We start from the raw sequence: 16,409 nt of genomic DNA, 5'->3' as shown, positions 1-16,409 counted from the left end.
CTCCCGATGACCCAGCCGATCCGCATCAAGGACCACGAGAAAGACGCACGTCTTGTACGCGCTCGCGTGGTGTTTGGCGCAATCATGGTGGTGGCGTTGTTGGGCGTGCTGATCGCGCGCCTGTATTACCTGCAGGTGATCCAGTACGACTATCACTCCACCTTGTCGGAAAACAACCGGGTGCATGTGCAACCGATTCCGCCAACCCGTGGGCTGATTTTCGACCGCAATGGCGTGGTGGTGGCGGATAACCGGCCCAGCTTTAGCCTGAGCATGACTCGAGAGCGGTCCGGCGACTGGCAGCAGATCCTCGATGTGATCGTCGAGGTGCTGCAGCTGACGCCGGAAGACCGGGTGATCTTCGAAAAACGCATGAAGCAGGGGCGCCGGCCGTTCGAGCCGGTGCCCATCCTGTTCGAGCTGACCGAAGAACAGATCGCGCGGATCGCGGTGAACCAGTTCCGTCTACCGGGTGTGGAAGTGGTGGCGCAGTTGGTGCGGCATTACCCGCAAGGGCCGCACTTTGCCCACTCTGTCGGCTACATGGGGCGGATCAACGAGAAAGAGCTGAAGACCCTCGATCCGGTCAATTACAGCGGCACCCACCATATCGGCAAGACCGGCATCGAGCGTTTCTACGAGCCGGAGTTGCACGGCCAGGTGGGTTACGAAGAAGTCGAGACCAACGCCCGTGGCCGCGTGCTACGGGTGCTCAAGCGTACCGACCCGGTGCCGGGCAAAGACATCGTGCTGAGCCTGGACATCAAGCTGCAGGAAGCTGCCGAAATGGCCCTGGGTGGTCGTCGTGGCGCGGTGGTTGCCCTGGACCCGAAGACGGGCGAAGTGCTGGCGATGGTCAGTCAGCCGAGCTTTGACCCCAACCTGTTCGTGACCGGCATCAGCTTCAAGGCCTACGCCGAATTGCGCGATTCCATCGACCGGCCACTGTTCAACCGCGTGCTTCGCGGCCTGTATCCGCCGGGATCGACGATCAAGCCGGCGGTGGCGATTGCGGGGTTGGACGCGGGTGTGGTGACGGCCTCCAGTCGAGTCTATGACCCCGGCTACTACATGCTGCCCAACTACGATCATAAATACCGTAACTGGAACCGCACCGGTGACGGCTATGTCGACTTGGACACCGCGATCATGCGCTCCAACGACACCTATTTTTACGACCTGGCGCACAAGCTGGGGATCGACCGCCTCTCTGCCTACATGGGCAAATTCGGCCTCGGTCAGAAAGTCTCCCTGGACATGTTCGAAGAGTCACCTGGCCTGATGCCGTCGCGCGAATGGAAGCGCGCAACCCGCCGCCAGGCGTGGTTCCCGGGTGAAACCCTGATTCTCGGTATCGGCCAGGGCTATATGCAAGCCACGCCGCTGCAATTGGCCCAGGCCACGGCACTGGTAGCCAACAAAGGCATCTGGAACCGTCCACACCTGGCAAAGACCATCGAGGGCGAGAAGCCTTTGGACGAAAACCCGATCCCGGACATCGTGCTGCGCGACCCGTCCGACTGGACCAAGGTCAACCATGGCATGCAGCAAGTGATGCACGGCGCCCGTGGTACTGCGCGCAAGGCCGCGATTGGCGCTCAATACCGCATCGCCGGCAAGAGCGGTACGGCCCAGGTCGTGGCGATCAAGCAGGGCGAGAAATACGACCGCACCAAGGTTCAGGAACGCCACCGAGACCACGCCTTGTTTGTCGGCTTCGCCCCGGCGGACGACCCGAAAATCGTGGTAGCGGTGATGGTCGAGAACGGCGAGTCCGGCTCCGGCGTCGCGGCGCCCGTTGTGCGTCAAGTGATGGACGCCTGGCTGTTGGCCGACGACGGCAGGCTCAAGCCCGAATATGGCGGCCCCCCTTCAAGCACCGAGGTTACGGCCCGTGAAGAGTAATTTTGACCGCATCCTCTCCAGTGAGGATGTGATGCGTCGCCGTGCGACGTTGCTGCAGCGCATGCACATTGATGGCCCGTTGCTGATCCTGCTGCTGACCCTCGCGGCGGGCAGCCTGTTTGTCCTGTATTCGGCCAGCGGCAAGAACTGGGACCTGCTGATCAAGCAGGCCTCGTCGTTCGGCCTGGGCTTGTTGTCGATGGTGGTAATCGCTCAGCTTGAGCCGCGCTTCATGGCCCGTTGGGTGCCACTCGGCTATGTGGCAGGCGTATTGCTTTTGGTGGTGGTGGACGTAATGGGCCACAACGCCATGGGCGCGACCCGCTGGATCAACATTCCGGGGGTGATTCGCTTCCAACCGTCGGAATTCATGAAGATCCTGATGCCGGCGACCATCGCCTGGTACCTGTCCAAGCGCACCTTGCCGCCGCAGCTCAAGCACGTGGGGATCAGCCTGATCCTGATCGGCGTACCCTTCATCCTGATCGTGCGCCAGCCCGACCTCGGCACCTCGCTGCTGATCCTGGCGGGCGGTGCGTTCGTGCTGTTCATGGGCGGATTGCGCTGGCGCTGGATCCTCAGCGTACTGGCCGCCGCCGTACCCGTGGCCATCGCCATGTGGTTCTTCTTTATGCACGACTACCAGAAGCAGCGGATCCTCACCTTTCTCGACCCGGAAAGCGACCCGCTGGGCACCGGCTGGAACATCATCCAATCGAAGGCCGCCATCGGCTCCGGTGGAGTATTTGGTAAGGGTTGGTTACTGGGTACCCAGTCGCATTTGGACTTTTTGCCGGAAAGCCATACCGACTTCATCATTGCAGTAATGGGCGAAGAGTTCGGCCTGGTGGGCATTTGCGCGCTGTTGCTGATCTATTTGCTGTTGATTGGTCGCGGCCTGGTGATCACCGCCCAGGCGCAGACACTGTTCGGCAAATTGCTGGCCGGTGCCTTGACCATGACTTTTTTTGTTTACGTTTTCGTCAACATCGGTATGGTCAGTGGCCTGTTGCCGGTGGTTGGGGTGCCGTTGCCGTTCATTAGCTACGGCGGAACTTCGCTGGTGACATTGCTGTCAGCGTTTGGGGTTTTGATGTCGATTCATACGCATCGCAAATGGATCGCGCAGGTTTGAATAAGGTGAAGATGTCAATGCAAGTAATGCGCGGCTGGGCGACTCGGCACGCGTCCTGGATGGGCCTGATTGGCCTGCTGGGCGCAACGCAAGAGGCGCAGGCCGGTGACTACGATGGTTCACCCCAGGTCGCCGAGTTTGTCGGTGAAATGACCCGCGACTATGGTTTCGCCGGTGAACAACTGATGGGCGTGTTCCGCGAAGCCCAGAAAAAGCAGGCGATCCTCGACGCCATCTCCCGCCCTGCCGAACGTGTGAAGCAGTGGAAGGAATACCGCCCGATGTTCCTGACGGACGCCCGTGTGGCGCGGGGTGTGGATTTCTGGCGCCAGCACGAGGCCGTACTGGCACGCGCCGAGCAGGAGTACGGTGTACCGGCCCAGGTGATTGTCTCGATCATTGGCATCGAAACCTTCTACGGGCGCAATACCGGCAGCTACCGGGTGATCGACGCCTTGTCGACCCTGGGCTTCGATTACCCGCCGCGCGCTGACTTCTTCCGCAAGGAACTGCGCGAATTCCTGCTGCTGGCCCGTGAAGAACAGGTCGACCCGCTGACACTCAAAGGCTCCTACGCCGGTGCGATGGGCTTGCCGCAGTTCATGCCGAGCAGCTTCCGCGCCTATGCGGTGGATTTTGACGGCGACGGGCATATCAACATCTGGAGCAACCCCGACGATGCCATCGGCAGCGTGGCCAGCTACTTCAAGCGCCACGGCTGGGTAGCCGGCGAGCCGGTGGTGATCCGCGCCGATGTCACCGGTGACCGCGCCGATGAAGGCCTGACCCAGGGCATCGAGCCGGCCAAGACGGTCGGGGAGTTGCGGGCGCTGGGCTGGTCGAGTCAGAATGCGCTGCCGGATGATATGCCAGTCACGGCGTTCCGCCTTGAAGGCGAAAACGGCCCGGAATACTGGATGGGCCTTAAGAATTTCTACGCAATCACGCGTTATAACCGCAGTGTGATGTACGCCATGGCCGTGCATCAGCTGTCAGACATGCTGGTCCAAGCACGGGGCAACAAGTAATGCGGGCATCGCCGTTCAATCAACCGCTCAAGCTGGTGGCGTTCGCCGCGTTGTCCCTGCTGGTCGTCAGTTGCTCCACCAGCCGTGGCCCGGCGCCGAAGTCCGGGGGCGCGGTTGTCCGTTCCCAGCCGGGTCTGGATATCAACCGCGCGCACAAAGACGGCGCGCCGTGGTGGGACGTCGACGTGTCGAAGATCCCGGATGCTACGCCGACCCTGCACACCGGTCCGTACAAGGCCAACCCCTACACCGTGCTGGGCAAAAGCTACTTCCCGTTGCAGGAGTCCAAGACCTACGTGCAATCGGGTACGGCGTCCTGGTACGGCACCAAGTTCCATGGCCAGAACACCGCCAACGGCGAAGTGTATGACCTGTACGGCATGAGCGCGGCGCACAAGACCTTGCCGCTGCCCAGCTATGTACGCGTGACCAACCTGGACAACAATCGCACAGTGATCCTGCGCGTGAACGACCGTGGCCCGTTCTACTCGGACCGCATCATCGACTTGTCCTACGCCGCCGCAAAGAAACTCGGTTACGCCGAAACCGGCACTGCGCGCGTGAAGGTCGAAGGCATCGACCCGGCGCAGTACTGGGCCCAGCGTGGCAAGCCGGCACCGCTGATGCTCAATGAGCCGCAAACCCAACAGCCGCAAGTGACTGCTTCCACCGGCAAGATCGAGCAATGGACGCCGCCGCCGGCACAGCACGCGCCTGATACGGTGGTCGTGCCGCATGCGGCGCCTGGTGCGTCCATGGCTGGCGGGCAATACCTGCAGGTCGGCGCTTTCGCCAACCCGGATGCGGCAGAACTGTTAAGGTCCAAGCTCAGTGGCATGGTCAACGCGCCGGTGTTCATTAGTTCCATCGTGCGTAACCAGCAAACCTTGCACCGTGTACGCATGGGCCCGATCGGCTCGCCGAGCGAAGTGGCACACGTTCAGAACAGCGTGCGCATGGCCAACCTGGGGCAACCCAGCGTCGTCACTGCCGAATAATAGAGAATTGATGGTTCAGGCTCGTGCGCGGGCTCGAACCCTGGTTGTTGGCTCGTTAGACAATAAAAACCCAGGGGCAAGGGGTGAGCGGGCAACCGAACACGCGACAGTCTGGCAACGGGCTGTCTGAATAAGTTTTGCCCGCGAGGGCAAGTTTCCATAAGCAATTTCGAGAGACGGATGAACATCACCACCTTAGCCAAACGCACGTGCCTGCTTCTTTCGCTGATCATCACCCCGGCCGCCTGGGCCGTTGAAATGGTGCCGGCTTCCCCGCAACTGGCCGCCAAGTCCTGGGTCCTCATGGATGCCGCCAGTGGCAACGTGCTGGTCGAGAGCAACGGTGACCAGCGCCTGCCGCCGGCCAGCCTGACCAAACTGATGACTGCCTACATCGCGACCCTGGAAATCCGTCGCGGCCAGATCGGCGAGAACGACCCGGTTACTGTCAGCGAAAACGCCTGGCGCACCGGCGGTTCGCGGATGTTCATCAAGGTCGGCTCGCAAGTCACCGTGAGCGACCTGCTGCACGGCATCATCATTCAGTCGGGTAACGACGCCAGCGTCGCCCTGGCCGAGCACATCGCCGGTAGCGAAGACGCATTCGCCGACATGATGAACAAAACCGTGGCCGACCTGGGCATGACCAACAGCCACTTCATGAACCCGACCGGTCTGCCGAACCCAGAGCACTACTCGTCGGCTCACGACATGGCGATCCTGGCGCGCGCGATCATCCGTGTCGACCCGGTGCACTACGCGATCTACTCCCAGAAAGAGTTCTTCTGGAACAACATCAAGCAGCCTAACCGCAACCTGTTGCTGTGGCGTGACAAGACCGTCGATGGCCTGAAAACCGGCCACACCGACGAAGCCGGCTACTGCATGGTGTCGTCCGCCGTACGTGATGGCCAACGCCTGATCGCCGTGGTCTTCGGCACCAACAGCGAGCAGGCCCGTGCGGCCGAAACGCAGAAACTACTGACCTACGGTTTCCGCTTCTTCGAAACCCAGACCTTCTACCAGAAGGGTGCTGAACTGGCGACCGCGCCGGTGTGGAAAGGCGCAACCTCCCAAGTCAAGGCCGGCCTGGCTGAAGACCTGACCCTGACCATGCCTAAAGGCCAGCTGAAAAAGCTCGCTGCCAGCATGACCATGAACCCGCAATTGGTTGCTCCAATCGCCAAGGGTGACGTGATTGGCAAGGTCGAAGTGAAACTGGACGACAAGGTGGTGCACAGCGCCGACCTGATCGCACTGGACGCCGTCGACGAAGGTGGTATCTTCCGCCGCGTGTGGGATAGCATCCGTCTATTCTTCTACGGCTTGTTCAACTGATTGTGTGCACCTGCAAAGCCCCGCGTTGATCCGACGCGGGGCTTTGCCGTCGCCACGGCTTACCGCTTACGAGGCCGTTCTGCCATGACCGATAAAGAAGTAAAGGCGCCAAAGATCGAATTTCCGGTGGTGGACTATCCCATCAAGGTGATCAGCGATACCGGTGTCGGCCGTAAAGACCTGATCCTCGAGATCGTGCGCAAACACGCAACGATCAACGATCAGCGCGTGGATGAGCGCTCCAGCTCAACCGGCAAATACACCACGATCCAGTTGCACATCGTTGCGACCGATCAAGACCAGCTCTACAACATCAACAGCGAACTGCGGGCCACCGGCTTCGTGCACATGGTGCTGTGATGTCTCACGTCCTGGGCTTTCGCGAGCTCGGCCGGATGGACTACGAGCCCGTCTGGCACGCCATGCAGCGGTTCACCAATGAACGCGGCACCTCGGCCCCCGATGAAATCTGGCTGGTGGAACACCCGCCGGTCTTCACCCAGGGCCAGGCCGGCAAGGCCGAGCATCTGTTGCTGCCGGGTGATATTCCGGTGGTGCAGGTCGACCGAGGTGGCCAAGTGACTTACCATGGCCCGGGTCAACTTGTCGCATACCTGTTGCTGGATGTGCGCAAGCTGGGGTTTGGCGTACGCGACTTGGTCAGCCGCATGGAGACATGCCTGATCGAGCTTTTGGCCAGTTACGGCGTGACCGCCGCGGCCAAGCCCGATGCACCGGGTGTGTATGTCGACGGCGCGAAAATCGCCTCGCTGGGGCTGCGGATTCGCCACGGCTGTTCCTTTCATGGCCTGGCCCTGAATGTGGACATGGACCTGGCCCCGTTCCGGCGGATCAACCCGTGTGGCTACGCCGGGTTGGCGATGACGCAACTGAGTGACCATGCTTCACCGATTAAATTTGCCGAGGTGAGTGCCCGGCTGCGTGCGCAGCTCGTCAAACACCTCGACTATGCTGAGCAGACGACCCTTACGGGCGGAATCGACTGATTATGACTACTGATGCAGTGCAAACCATGATCCCGACGGTGGACGTTACCGACCGTCCGGCCCCGGCCCCGCGTGCCAAGGTGGAAGCCGGCGTCAAGCTGCGCGGCGCCGAGAAGGTTGCACGCATCCCGGTGAAGATCATTCCGACCACCGAACTGCCGAAGAAACCTGACTGGATCCGCGTGCGCATCCCGGTTTCGCCGGAAGTCGACCGTATCAAGGCCCTGCTGCGCAAACACAAGCTGCACAGCGTGTGCGAAGAAGCGTCCTGCCCGAACCTGGGCGAATGCTTCTCCGGCGGCACCGCCACCTTCATGATCATGGGTGACATCTGCACCCGTCGTTGCCCGTTCTGCGACGTCGGCCACGGCCGTCCGAAGCCATTGGACGTCAACGAGCCGGAAAGCCTGGCCATCGCCATCGCCGACCTGCGCCTCAAGTACGTGGTGATCACCTCGGTAGACCGCGACGACCTGCGCGACGGCGGTGCCCAGCACTTTGCCGACTGCATCCGCGAAATCCGCAAACTGTCGCCAAACGTGATGCTCGAAACCCTGGTCCCGGACTACCGTGGCCGCATGGACGTGGCGCTGGAAATCACCGCCGCCGAGCCGCCGGATGTGTTCAACCACAACCTGGAGACCGTGCCGCGCCTGTACAAGGCTGCGCGTCCGGGTTCGGACTACCAGTGGTCGCTGACCCTGCTGCAGAAATTCAAGCAGATGATGCCGCACATCCCGACCAAATCCGGCCTGATGCTGGGCCTGGGCGAGACTGACGAAGAAGTCATCGAAGTCATGAAGCGCATGCGCGAACACGACATCGACATGCTGACCCTGGGCCAGTACCTGCAACCGTCCCGCAGCCACTTGCCGGTGCAGCGTTTCGTGCACCCGGACACCTTCGCCTGGTTCGCCGAGGAAGGTTACAAGATGGGCTTCAAGAACGTGGCGTCGGGCCCGCTGGTACGTTCCTCGTACCACGCGGACGAGCAGGCCAAGCTGGTCAAGGCAAGCCTGGTTTCTTAAGTCGCGCCGCAGCCCCAATGTGGGAGGGGCTTGCTGTGGTGAGCGGGCTTGCTCCGCGCTGGGCTGCGAAGCGGCCCCATCAACTGATGAGAACCATGGATGACTCAACTGACCGCTGCAGTACCTGCCCTTCGCAGCGAAGGCACCGTCGCCTTGATCGCCCCCGCCGGCCCCGCCACCCTGGACGTCGAAAAAGCCGGCCAGTGGATGCGCACTCGCGGCTACGAGCTGCGAATCTTCCCCGGCGTCTATGAACGCGACGGCTACCTCGCCGGCAGCGATAAAACCCGCCTCAACGACCTGCACAACGCCTTTGCCAACCCTGACATCGACGCCATCTTCTGCCTGCGCGGCGGCTACGGCACGCCACGCCTGCTCGATAGTCTGGACTTCGGCCTGCTGCGCGCCAACCCCAAGCCATTCGTAGGCTACAGCGACATCACCGCGTTGCACCTGGCCATCAGTCGCTACGCCGGTTTCGTGACCTTCCACGGTCCGATGCTCAACGCCGACCTGTTGGGTGACAAGCAGCCACCTACCGAGTCTTCATTGTTCAGCATGCTTCGTGGCCAGTTGGGTGCTGGCAGCGTACTGGCGCACCCCGCAGCCTACCCGCTGACCACTATTGAACCGGGTATCGCCTGCGGGCGTCTGCTGGGTGGCAACCTGTCGATGATCGCGGCAGTCATGGGCACGCCTTTTGAGATCGACGCCGAAGGCATCATCCTGCTGATCGAAGACGTCAACGAGCCGATCTACCGCATTGACCGACTGCTGACGCACCTGCGCCTGGCGGGCAAGCTGGCGCAGGTGGCCGGTGTGCTGGTCGGGGATGTGGCGGGTGTGGACAGTGCCGCGCTGGAGCGCCTGCTCAAGCAGACCTTCGAACCGTTGCGCATTCCGGTGTTGTCCGGCTGGCGCAGTGGGCATTGCGATCCGAACCTGACGCTGCCGATGGGTGCGTTGGTACGGCTGGATGCGGGGGAGCAGCAGTTGGTGTTGGAGCAGGATGTAGTGTTAAAGCCGTAGCCTGTTGTCGCCCGTTAAACCGCCTTCGCGAGCAAGCCCGCTCCCACATTCAACCGCATTCCAAATGTATGTACTCGGTCAAATGTGGGAGCGGGCTTGCTCGCGAAAGCGGTAGCAGCCATAAGCCGATCTAACGGTTCTGCAGCGACTCCAGCAACTTCACCGTCGGATACCCGTCCGCCGGCCAGCCCAGCGCCTGCTGCGCCGCACGAATCGCCTTGCGCGTATTGGCGCCGATAATCCCATCCGGGTTGCCCGCGTCATAGCCATTGGCACTCAAGGCCGTCTGCAGGTCGATACGCTGCGAGCGGCTCAATGGCCGCTCATCCTTCGGCCAATCGCCACGAATCACACCACCACCACCGAAACGTTCCGACAACAGGCCGACCGCCAAGGCGTAGGACGACGAGTTGTTGTACTTGAGGATCGCACGGAAGTTATCCAGCACCAGGAACGCCGGGCCACGATAACCTGCGGGCAGTAGCAGAGCGGCGGACAGTTGGTCGACGTTCGGCGGCATGCTCGCGCCAAAGGGCAGCTGAATACCGAGTTTCATCCACTCGGCAACGGTTTTGCGGATGCCACCATCGGCCAGCGCGTAATCGAAGTTCGCCGGCAGTTGTTTCACCTCAAAGCCCCATGGCTGGCCTTTCTGCCAGCCGGAGCTCTGCAGGTAGTGCGCGGTGGAGGCGAGGGCGTCAGCCGGGCTGTTCCAGATATCGCGGCGACCGTCGCCGTCGAAGTCCACGGCGTGGGTGTTGTAGGTGGTCGGGATAAATTGGGTCTGGCCCATGGCGCCGGCCCAGGAGCCTTTCATCTGGTCGGCCTGGATATCGCCGTGCTGGATGATTTGCAACGCGGCCAGCAATTGCGCCTGGGCGAATGCCGGGCGACGCCCTTCGTAAGCGAGGGTCGCCAGGGAACGGATCACCGAGTTATTGCCTTGGAACTGGCCGAAGTTGCTCTCCATGCCCCATACCGATACCAGCGCCTGGCGGTCAACGCCATAACGTTGTTCGATGCTTTGCAGGGTATCGGCGTACTTGATCAGCAGCGCCTGGCCGTTACGCACGCGCAGCGGCGAGAGGGCGCCGTCGAGGTATTCCCACACCGGGCGGGAAAACTCCGGCTGGCTGCGGTCGGCACGGATCACTGCCATGTCGGGGGTGACATTGGCGAAGGCGTTATCGAATACAGCGGCGGTGATGCCGGCCTGCAGGGCTTGCACACGGAAGCCAGCCTGCCATTCGGCAAAGGTCTGGGTCGGCTGGATGTCCAGATTATCCACCGCCAGCGGGGCCACAACAGCGGGCGCTACCACAGGGGCGGTCTGGAGCTTGGGCAGGGGTTGAGCGTCGGCGGCAGTGGGTTTTTCCGCGCAGGCGACGAGCAGAATGAGGCTGGAGGCAGCGATCAATTGGCGAATGTGCCAACGACGGGAAAGACTAGAGGGCATGCACAGGTCCAGGGATTACAAATCAGGTGCAGACCTTATCATGTCGGAGGGGCGCTTGCCTTCAGGCAGCCAGAAAGTAAGAAGCCTCCCAGCTATTAGACTGGAAGGCTTCGCGGCGGTAGCTGCCTTTGCCCTTGCCGGCGCGTTCCTGACGGCTGCGGAACAGTGGCTGGGCGATGATGGATTTGGCCTTGTTGGGGCCATGCTTGGATGGCTTTTTGCTCATGGTCGTTACTCTCGATAGGTGGGATGGAGCGGTGCAAATCATCTGCCGATGTTGGACTGCTGTAAAGCCCGGCGATAGGTAGGAAGGTCACGCATCACCTGTAGGAGCCGGCTTGCCGGCGATGGCGGTCTTGGGATCACCGTTACCGTCAACGGCCCCATCGCCGGCAAGCCGGCTCCTACAGAGAGCGGTGGTTACTCGGCGGGAAGGGTCAGGCGCTGGCCGGCCATCAGCAGCGACAAACGGCTCAGGCTCATCCACGGCGAACCGGCCGCCTGGCCCTTGATCTGAGCGTCGATGCGCTGCGCTTCCAGCAAGAGCTGCGCCCAGCGTTGTGCAGAGTGCCGTTGCAGCGCTTTGCTCATCAGCGGTTTGCGCTTGTCCCAAACCGGCGGTCGGGCTTGGCTGAAGGCCTTGTCCAACGGCGTGCCCTGGCTGTATTGCAGGGCAATATTGGCCAGTACGCGCAGTTCCCTGGCCAGGGCCCAGAGAATCACCGGAGGCTCCACGCCTTCACCGCGCAGGCCTTCGAGCATGCGCAGGGCGTGGGCGGGTTCGCCATTGAGGATCGCATCCACCAGCCCGAACACATCAAAGCGCGCACTATCCGCCACGGCGCCCTGGACGGTCTCGACGGTAATCTGCCCGTCTTCGGCCATCAGCTTGAGCTTCTCGATCTCTTGGGCGGCGGCCAGCAAGTTGCCTTCGACCCGAGCCGCGATCAGCTCCACTGCGTCCTGGGTCGCCGACAGCCCCGATTGGGACAGGCGCTGGCGTATCCATTGCGGCAACTGGTTGCTGTCCACTGGCCAGATCTGGATGAACTGGGTTTGCGGCCCTTCCACCAGGGCCTTGCCCCATTTGGTTTTCTGCGCGCTGCCGTCGAGCTTGGGCAGGCTGATCAACAGCACCGTGTCTTCGGCCGGTCGCGAGCAGTACTCCATCAGGGCGGCGGCACCTTTGTCGCCCGGCTTGCCCGAAGGCAGGCGCAGCTCCAGCAAGCGTTTCTCGGCAAACAGCGACATGCTCGCGCCAGCTTGCAGCAGCGTGCCCCAGTCGAAGCTGGCGTCGGCGCTGAAGACCTGGCGTTCGTCGAAGCCTTGCTGACGTGCAGCCGTGCGGATGGCGTCGGCGGCTTCCTGGCACAGCAGCGGGTCATCGCCGCTGACGATGTAGACAGGCGCAAGGCCACCTTGCAGGTGTTTGGCGAGTTGGGCGGGAGCAAGTTTCATAGGCAGGGCGAACGGGGCGCTTGGGGCGCCCCGTCTGGCTTACTCGACAGGAACTTCAACAGGCGATTGTTTCGGTGTGTTGTCTTCGTACTCTTTGGCGGCTTTCAGCGCGTCAGCATCGGCCTTGGCCTTGTTGTCAGCTTGTTGCTGCAGGGCTTCCAATTGCACCGGCGTCAGCAGTTGCAGACGCAGGATCATGCGCTGAACCAGCTCGCGACGCATTTCCTTGCGCACCTGGACGATTTCCGAGTCCGAGCCCACCAGGTTGTTGCCATCGTGGCTCACGACCTTCTGGACCTGGATCTTGTCACCCATCAACGGCAGATGGTCGCGACCCTGGATTTGAAAGCTCAATTCGGTGCTCAGCTCGACGTCGGATGCACGCCCGGCGCTGGCGTAGCTCAGGTTACGCTGGGTTTCTCTCTCGTCTACCAGGAACAGTTTGTACGTCGCGCCGGTATAGACGTGCACGCCGCTGTTTTCCAGAACCTGGCGCAACTGCGTCACGGTTTCGCCGTAGGCATTGCGGGCGCTGACGTCCAGTTCCTTGATCGCCAGGTCGTTGGTGCCGGTGCCGCGCAGCTGGAAGCCGCAAGCGCTCAGCAGCACGGCAAGGCCCATCACCAGCAAATTGCGTTTGATCATTTTGTTGCTCCCCTTGAAACCATGTGGGCCTTATCGAGGCCCTGAAGGCTTTGTTCGGCGCAGGGTTTGAACCCTGCGCCCGATCCGATTAGCTAGCGACGATATTGACCAGTTTGCCAGGCACCACGATCACTTTGCGGATCGTCAGGCCTTCGGTAAAGCGCAGCACGTTCTCGTTGACGCGGGCAGCAGCCTCGACGTCTTCGCGGCTGGCCGTGGCCGGCATGTCGATCTGGCCACGCAGTTTACCGTTGACCTGGATTACCAGTTGCAGCGTGTCCTGTACCAGGGCGCTGTCATCCTGCACCGGCCAGCGCGCATCGATGACGGCGTCGCTGTGGCCCAGGCGGTTCCACAGGTCGTGGCTGATGTGCGGCGTGATCGGTGCCAGCAGCAGGGTGACCGTTTCCAGGCCTTCCTGTACCAGTGCGCGATCCTGTTCGGTGGCTTGTGGCGCTTTTTCCAGCACGTTCATCAGCGTCATCACCTGGGCGATGGCGGTGTTGAACTTGTGGTTTTGGCCCACGTCCTGGCTGGCTTGCTTGATGGCCAGGTGGGTGCTGCGGCGAATCAGTTTCTGCTCGTCGCTCAAGGCGGCCACGTCCAGCTTGCGCGGCAGGCCCTGGCTGATGTGGGCGTGCGCCAGGCGCCAGACGCGCTTGAGGAAGCGGTGCGAGCCTTCGACGCCGGAGTCGGACCATTCGGCGCTCATGTCAGGCGGCGAGGCGAACATCATGAACAGGCGGCAGGTATCGGCGCCGAACTGATCGATCATCGACTGTGGGTCAACGCCGTTGTTCTTCGACTTGGCCATCTTCTCGGTGCCACCGATTTCCACGGGCAGGCCGTCGGCGATCAACTTGGCGCTGATGACCTTGGCCTTGCTGTCGCGCTCAAGCTCGACGTCCGCCGGGTTGAACCAGGTGTAGGCACCGTTGGCTTCGCGACGGTAGTAAGTCTCGGCGACCACCATGCCCTGGGTCAGCAGGTTCTTGAACGGCTCATCGGAGCTCACCAGGCCTTCATCACGCATCAGCTTGTGGAAGAAGCGCGCGTACAGCAGGTGAAGGATGGCGTGTTCGATACCGCCGATGTACTGGTCCACCGGCAGCCAGTGGTCAGCCGCGGATTTTTCTACCAGGCCGCCCTCATAGTGCGGCGAGGCGTAGCGGGCGTAGTACCACGAGGACTCGACAAAGGTGTCCATGGTGTCGGTTTCACGCTTGGCAGGCTGGCCGCATTTCGGGCAGCTGCATTCGTAGAACTCGGGCATGCGCGCCAATGGCGAACCGGCGCCGTCCGGCACCACGTCTTCCGGCAGGACGACTGGCAGTTGGTCTTCCGGTACTGGCACGTCGCCACAGCTTTCGCAGTGGATGATCGGGATCGGGCAGCCCCAGTAGCGCTGGCGGCTGATACCCCAGTCGCGCAGGCGGAACTGGGTGCGCGAGGCGCCGAGGTTTTTCTTGATCAAGGCGACTTCGATGGCGTCGAAGGCGCCTTGGAAGTCCAGGCCATCAAACTCGCCGGAATTGATCAGCTCACCGTGCTCGCCATAGGCGTCTTGCCACGGGGCCGGGTTGGTATCGCCCGAGCTGGTGCGCACAACGGATTTGATCGGCAGGCTGTACTTGGTGGCGAATTCGAAATCGCGCTCGTCGTGAGCCGGCACTGCCATTACGGCGCCATCGCCGTAGTGCATCAGCACGTAGTTGGCGACCCACACCGGCAGCTTCTCGCCGGTCAGGGGGTGTTCGACGAACAGGCCGGTCGGCAGACCTTTTTTCTCCTGGGTGGCGACGTCGGCTTCAGCCACGCTGCCGCCTTTGCATTCAGCGATGAACGCCTGCAGTTCAGGATTGTTCTGTGCGGCCTGGGTGGCCAGCGGGTGCTCGGCGGCCACAGCGACGTAGGTCGCTCCCATTAAAGTGTCCGGACGGGTGGTGAAGACTTTGAGTGCGCCCGCTTCGCCGATCGAATCGACGTTGTACGGGAACTGCACTTCCATGCCCTTGGATTTGCCGATCCAGTTGCGCTGCATGGTCTTGACCTGTTCAGGCCAGCCCGGCAAATCGTCGAGGCTCGACAAGAGCTCATCCGCGTAGGCGGTGATCTTGAAGTAGTACATCGGGATTTCGCGCTTTTCGATCAGCGCGCCGGAGCGCCAGCCGCGACCGTCGATCACTTGCTCGTTGGCCAGTACGGTCTGGTCCAACGGATCCCAGTTCACGGTGCCGCTCTTCTTATAGATCACGCCTTTTTCGAACAGGCGCGTGAACAGCCATTGTTCCCAGCGGTAGTAGTCCGGCTTGCAGGTGGTCACTTCGCGGGACCAGTCCACCGCGAGGCCCAGGCTGCGCAGTTGGGTCTTCATGTAGGCGATGTTTTCGTAGGTCCACTTGGCGGGGGCCACGTTGTTTTTCATCGCGGCGTTTTCCGCCGGCATGCCGAAGGCGTCCCAACCCATGGGTTGCAGGACGTTCTTGCCTTGCATGCGCTGGTAGCGGGAAATCACGTCGCCGATGGTGTAGTTACGCACGTGCCCCATGTGTAGCTTGCCGCTGGGGTAAGGGAACATCGATAGGCAATAGAAAGTCTCCTTGCCTGGCTGTTCACTGACTTCAAAGGACTTTTGCTCGTCCCAGAAGGTTTGGGCGGCATTTTCTATTTCACGGGGCTGATATTGTTCGTGCATGGCTACTTTTGAACTGAATAGGGGTGGCCTAATCCTCTTCGGTGCAACGTTCAGGTTGATCGACACCAAAAAGCGGCGCGTCCGTGCCCAAACCCTGCGGGAAGTGGAGTTACAGGAAGCGCCGTAGCATACATGACCCCACTCTATCGAGGGAAACCCTGATTGCGCAGGCAGGGCCGTCTGTCGCGGCGCCAGGCGCGCGCAGCCACGAGGACTACGCTGTTTATTGGGGAGCAAGTCTTTCTTCAATGAGGTGAGGGGATGGTTGAATCGCAAAGAATCGTATCGAAACCGGATGTCTACGAAGGACTGATCGACCGCTTGGGTCGTGCATTGGATGCAGCGAGGACAGCAGGCCGATTGCGTGATGAACGGCCTGTGGAGTTGGAACTGCGCGGTCTTAGTTGCGCGGAGCTGGAACTGATCAAGGTATATCTGGAAAGGAATGGGCGCAGTGCGCCTCCTCTGGTGGCAACCCCGCCAATCAAGGAGCCTGCGCACTCAGCCAAAGTGGTGTGGCTCAAGGACTTGTCGGCCGGTCGTGGCCCGGAAAAGCTCCGGTCCGCCCGCTACAAGTAATTCACTGCCCCTTGGACGGCTTCACCACGCCGTTTCACTGTAAAGCATGTCACCGTAAAGATTGTCGCTAAACCCCGTTACACCTTAGGCTTCGGGCATCTATGGAGA

The 16,409-nt window shown here is 61.5% G+C and carries 15 protein-coding genes; 10 read left to right on the top strand and 5 right to left on the bottom strand.

The features are described from left to right. Positions 1-6: 6 nt before the first annotated feature. The 9 genes from mrdA (at position 7) to ACP7C6_RS27600 (ending at position 9,468) form a co-directional block, all read left to right on the top strand. Positions 7-1,905 (top strand): penicillin-binding protein 2, encoded by a 1,899-nt coding sequence (mrdA, locus tag ACP7C6_RS27640; RefSeq protein WP_028618074.1) that lies wholly within the window; start codon positions 7-9, stop codon positions 1,903-1,905. A gap of 31 nt (positions 1,906-1,936) precedes the next feature. Further along, the gene (gene rodA / locus ACP7C6_RS27635; RefSeq protein WP_050587903.1) at positions 1,937-3,040 is read left to right on the top strand and encodes a rod shape-determining protein RodA; all 1,104 of its coding nucleotides are present in this window, start codon (positions 1,937-1,939) and stop codon (positions 3,038-3,040) included. Positions 3,041-3,057: 17 nt separating this feature from the next. Next, positions 3,058-4,068, top strand: a complete 1,011-nt coding sequence (mltB, locus tag ACP7C6_RS27630) for a lytic murein transglycosylase B (protein WP_010206788.1) — start codon at positions 3,058-3,060, stop codon at positions 4,066-4,068. After that, a complete protein-coding gene (locus tag ACP7C6_RS27625; RefSeq protein ID WP_028618072.1) occupies positions 4,068-5,066 on the top strand; it encodes a septal ring lytic transglycosylase RlpA family protein in 999 nt (332 codons plus the stop codon). The genes mltB and ACP7C6_RS27625 overlap by 1 nt, the downstream gene beginning before the upstream one ends. A gap of 180 nt (positions 5,067-5,246) precedes the next feature. Further along, the gene (locus ACP7C6_RS27620) at positions 5,247-6,404 is read left to right on the top strand and encodes a D-alanyl-D-alanine carboxypeptidase family protein (RefSeq protein WP_027605239.1); all 1,158 of its coding nucleotides are present in this window, start codon (positions 5,247-5,249) and stop codon (positions 6,402-6,404) included. 84 nt (positions 6,405-6,488) lie between these two features. Continuing rightward, complete coding sequence (locus tag ACP7C6_RS27615) at positions 6,489-6,764, top strand: DUF493 domain-containing protein (RefSeq protein ID WP_015886061.1); 276 nt, start codon at positions 6,489-6,491, stop codon at positions 6,762-6,764. Then, entirely contained in the window at positions 6,764-7,411 is a 648-nt protein-coding gene (lipB, locus tag ACP7C6_RS27610; protein WP_122683565.1) for a lipoyl(octanoyl) transferase LipB, read from the top strand. Before ACP7C6_RS27615 ends, lipB begins: the two co-directional genes overlap by 1 nt. Positions 7,412-7,437: 26 nt before the next feature. Continuing rightward, complete coding sequence (gene lipA / locus ACP7C6_RS27605; RefSeq protein ID WP_017735632.1) at positions 7,438-8,439, top strand: lipoyl synthase; 1,002 nt, start codon at positions 7,438-7,440, stop codon at positions 8,437-8,439. Positions 8,440-8,547: 108 nt separating this feature from the next. Next, the gene (locus ACP7C6_RS27600) at positions 8,548-9,468 is read left to right on the top strand and encodes a S66 peptidase family protein (RefSeq protein ID WP_308908902.1); all 921 of its coding nucleotides are present in this window, start codon (positions 8,548-8,550) and stop codon (positions 9,466-9,468) included. Between the two features lie 130 nt (positions 9,469-9,598). Here ACP7C6_RS27600 and ACP7C6_RS27595 read toward each other — a convergent pair whose 3' ends face one another. The 5 genes from ACP7C6_RS27595 to leuS form a co-directional block, all read right to left on the bottom strand. Continuing rightward, positions 9,599-10,924 (bottom strand): lytic murein transglycosylase, encoded by a 1,326-nt coding sequence (locus ACP7C6_RS27595; protein WP_426109515.1) that lies wholly within the window; start codon positions 10,922-10,924, stop codon positions 9,599-9,601. A gap of 61 nt (positions 10,925-10,985) precedes the next feature. After that, the gene (arfA, locus tag ACP7C6_RS27590; protein WP_003176285.1) at positions 10,986-11,150 is read right to left on the bottom strand and encodes an alternative ribosome rescue factor ArfA; all 165 of its coding nucleotides are present in this window, start codon (positions 11,148-11,150) and stop codon (positions 10,986-10,988) included. Positions 11,151-11,344: 194 nt separating this feature from the next. Then, on the bottom strand, positions 11,345-12,382 hold the full coding sequence (gene holA / locus ACP7C6_RS27585) for a DNA polymerase III subunit delta (RefSeq protein WP_426109514.1): 1,038 nt from the start codon (positions 12,380-12,382) through the stop codon (positions 11,345-11,347). 39 nt (positions 12,383-12,421) lie between these two features. Further along, entirely contained in the window at positions 12,422-13,027 is a 606-nt protein-coding gene (lptE, locus tag ACP7C6_RS27580) for an LPS assembly lipoprotein LptE (protein ID WP_028618068.1), read from the bottom strand. 88 nt (positions 13,028-13,115) lie between these two features. Next, positions 13,116-15,722, bottom strand: a complete 2,607-nt coding sequence (gene leuS / locus ACP7C6_RS27575; RefSeq protein WP_426109513.1) for a leucine--tRNA ligase — start codon at positions 15,720-15,722, stop codon at positions 13,116-13,118. Between the two features lie 261 nt (positions 15,723-15,983). Here leuS and ACP7C6_RS27570 point away from each other — a divergent pair, with 261 nt between their 5' ends. After that, on the top strand, positions 15,984-16,301 hold the full coding sequence (locus ACP7C6_RS27570) for a hypothetical protein (protein WP_305382997.1): 318 nt from the start codon (positions 15,984-15,986) through the stop codon (positions 16,299-16,301). Positions 16,302-16,409: the final 108 nt, after the last annotated feature.

The sequence above is a fragment of the Pseudomonas sp. TWR1-1-4 genome, assembly GCF_049897165.1.
GTDB classification, from domain to species: Bacteria; Pseudomonadota; Gammaproteobacteria; order Pseudomonadales; family Pseudomonadaceae; genus Aquipseudomonas; species Aquipseudomonas canadensis.
The sequence above is the reverse complement of the archived record's forward strand: the minus strand, read 5'-3'. Positions and strand labels throughout refer to the sequence as shown.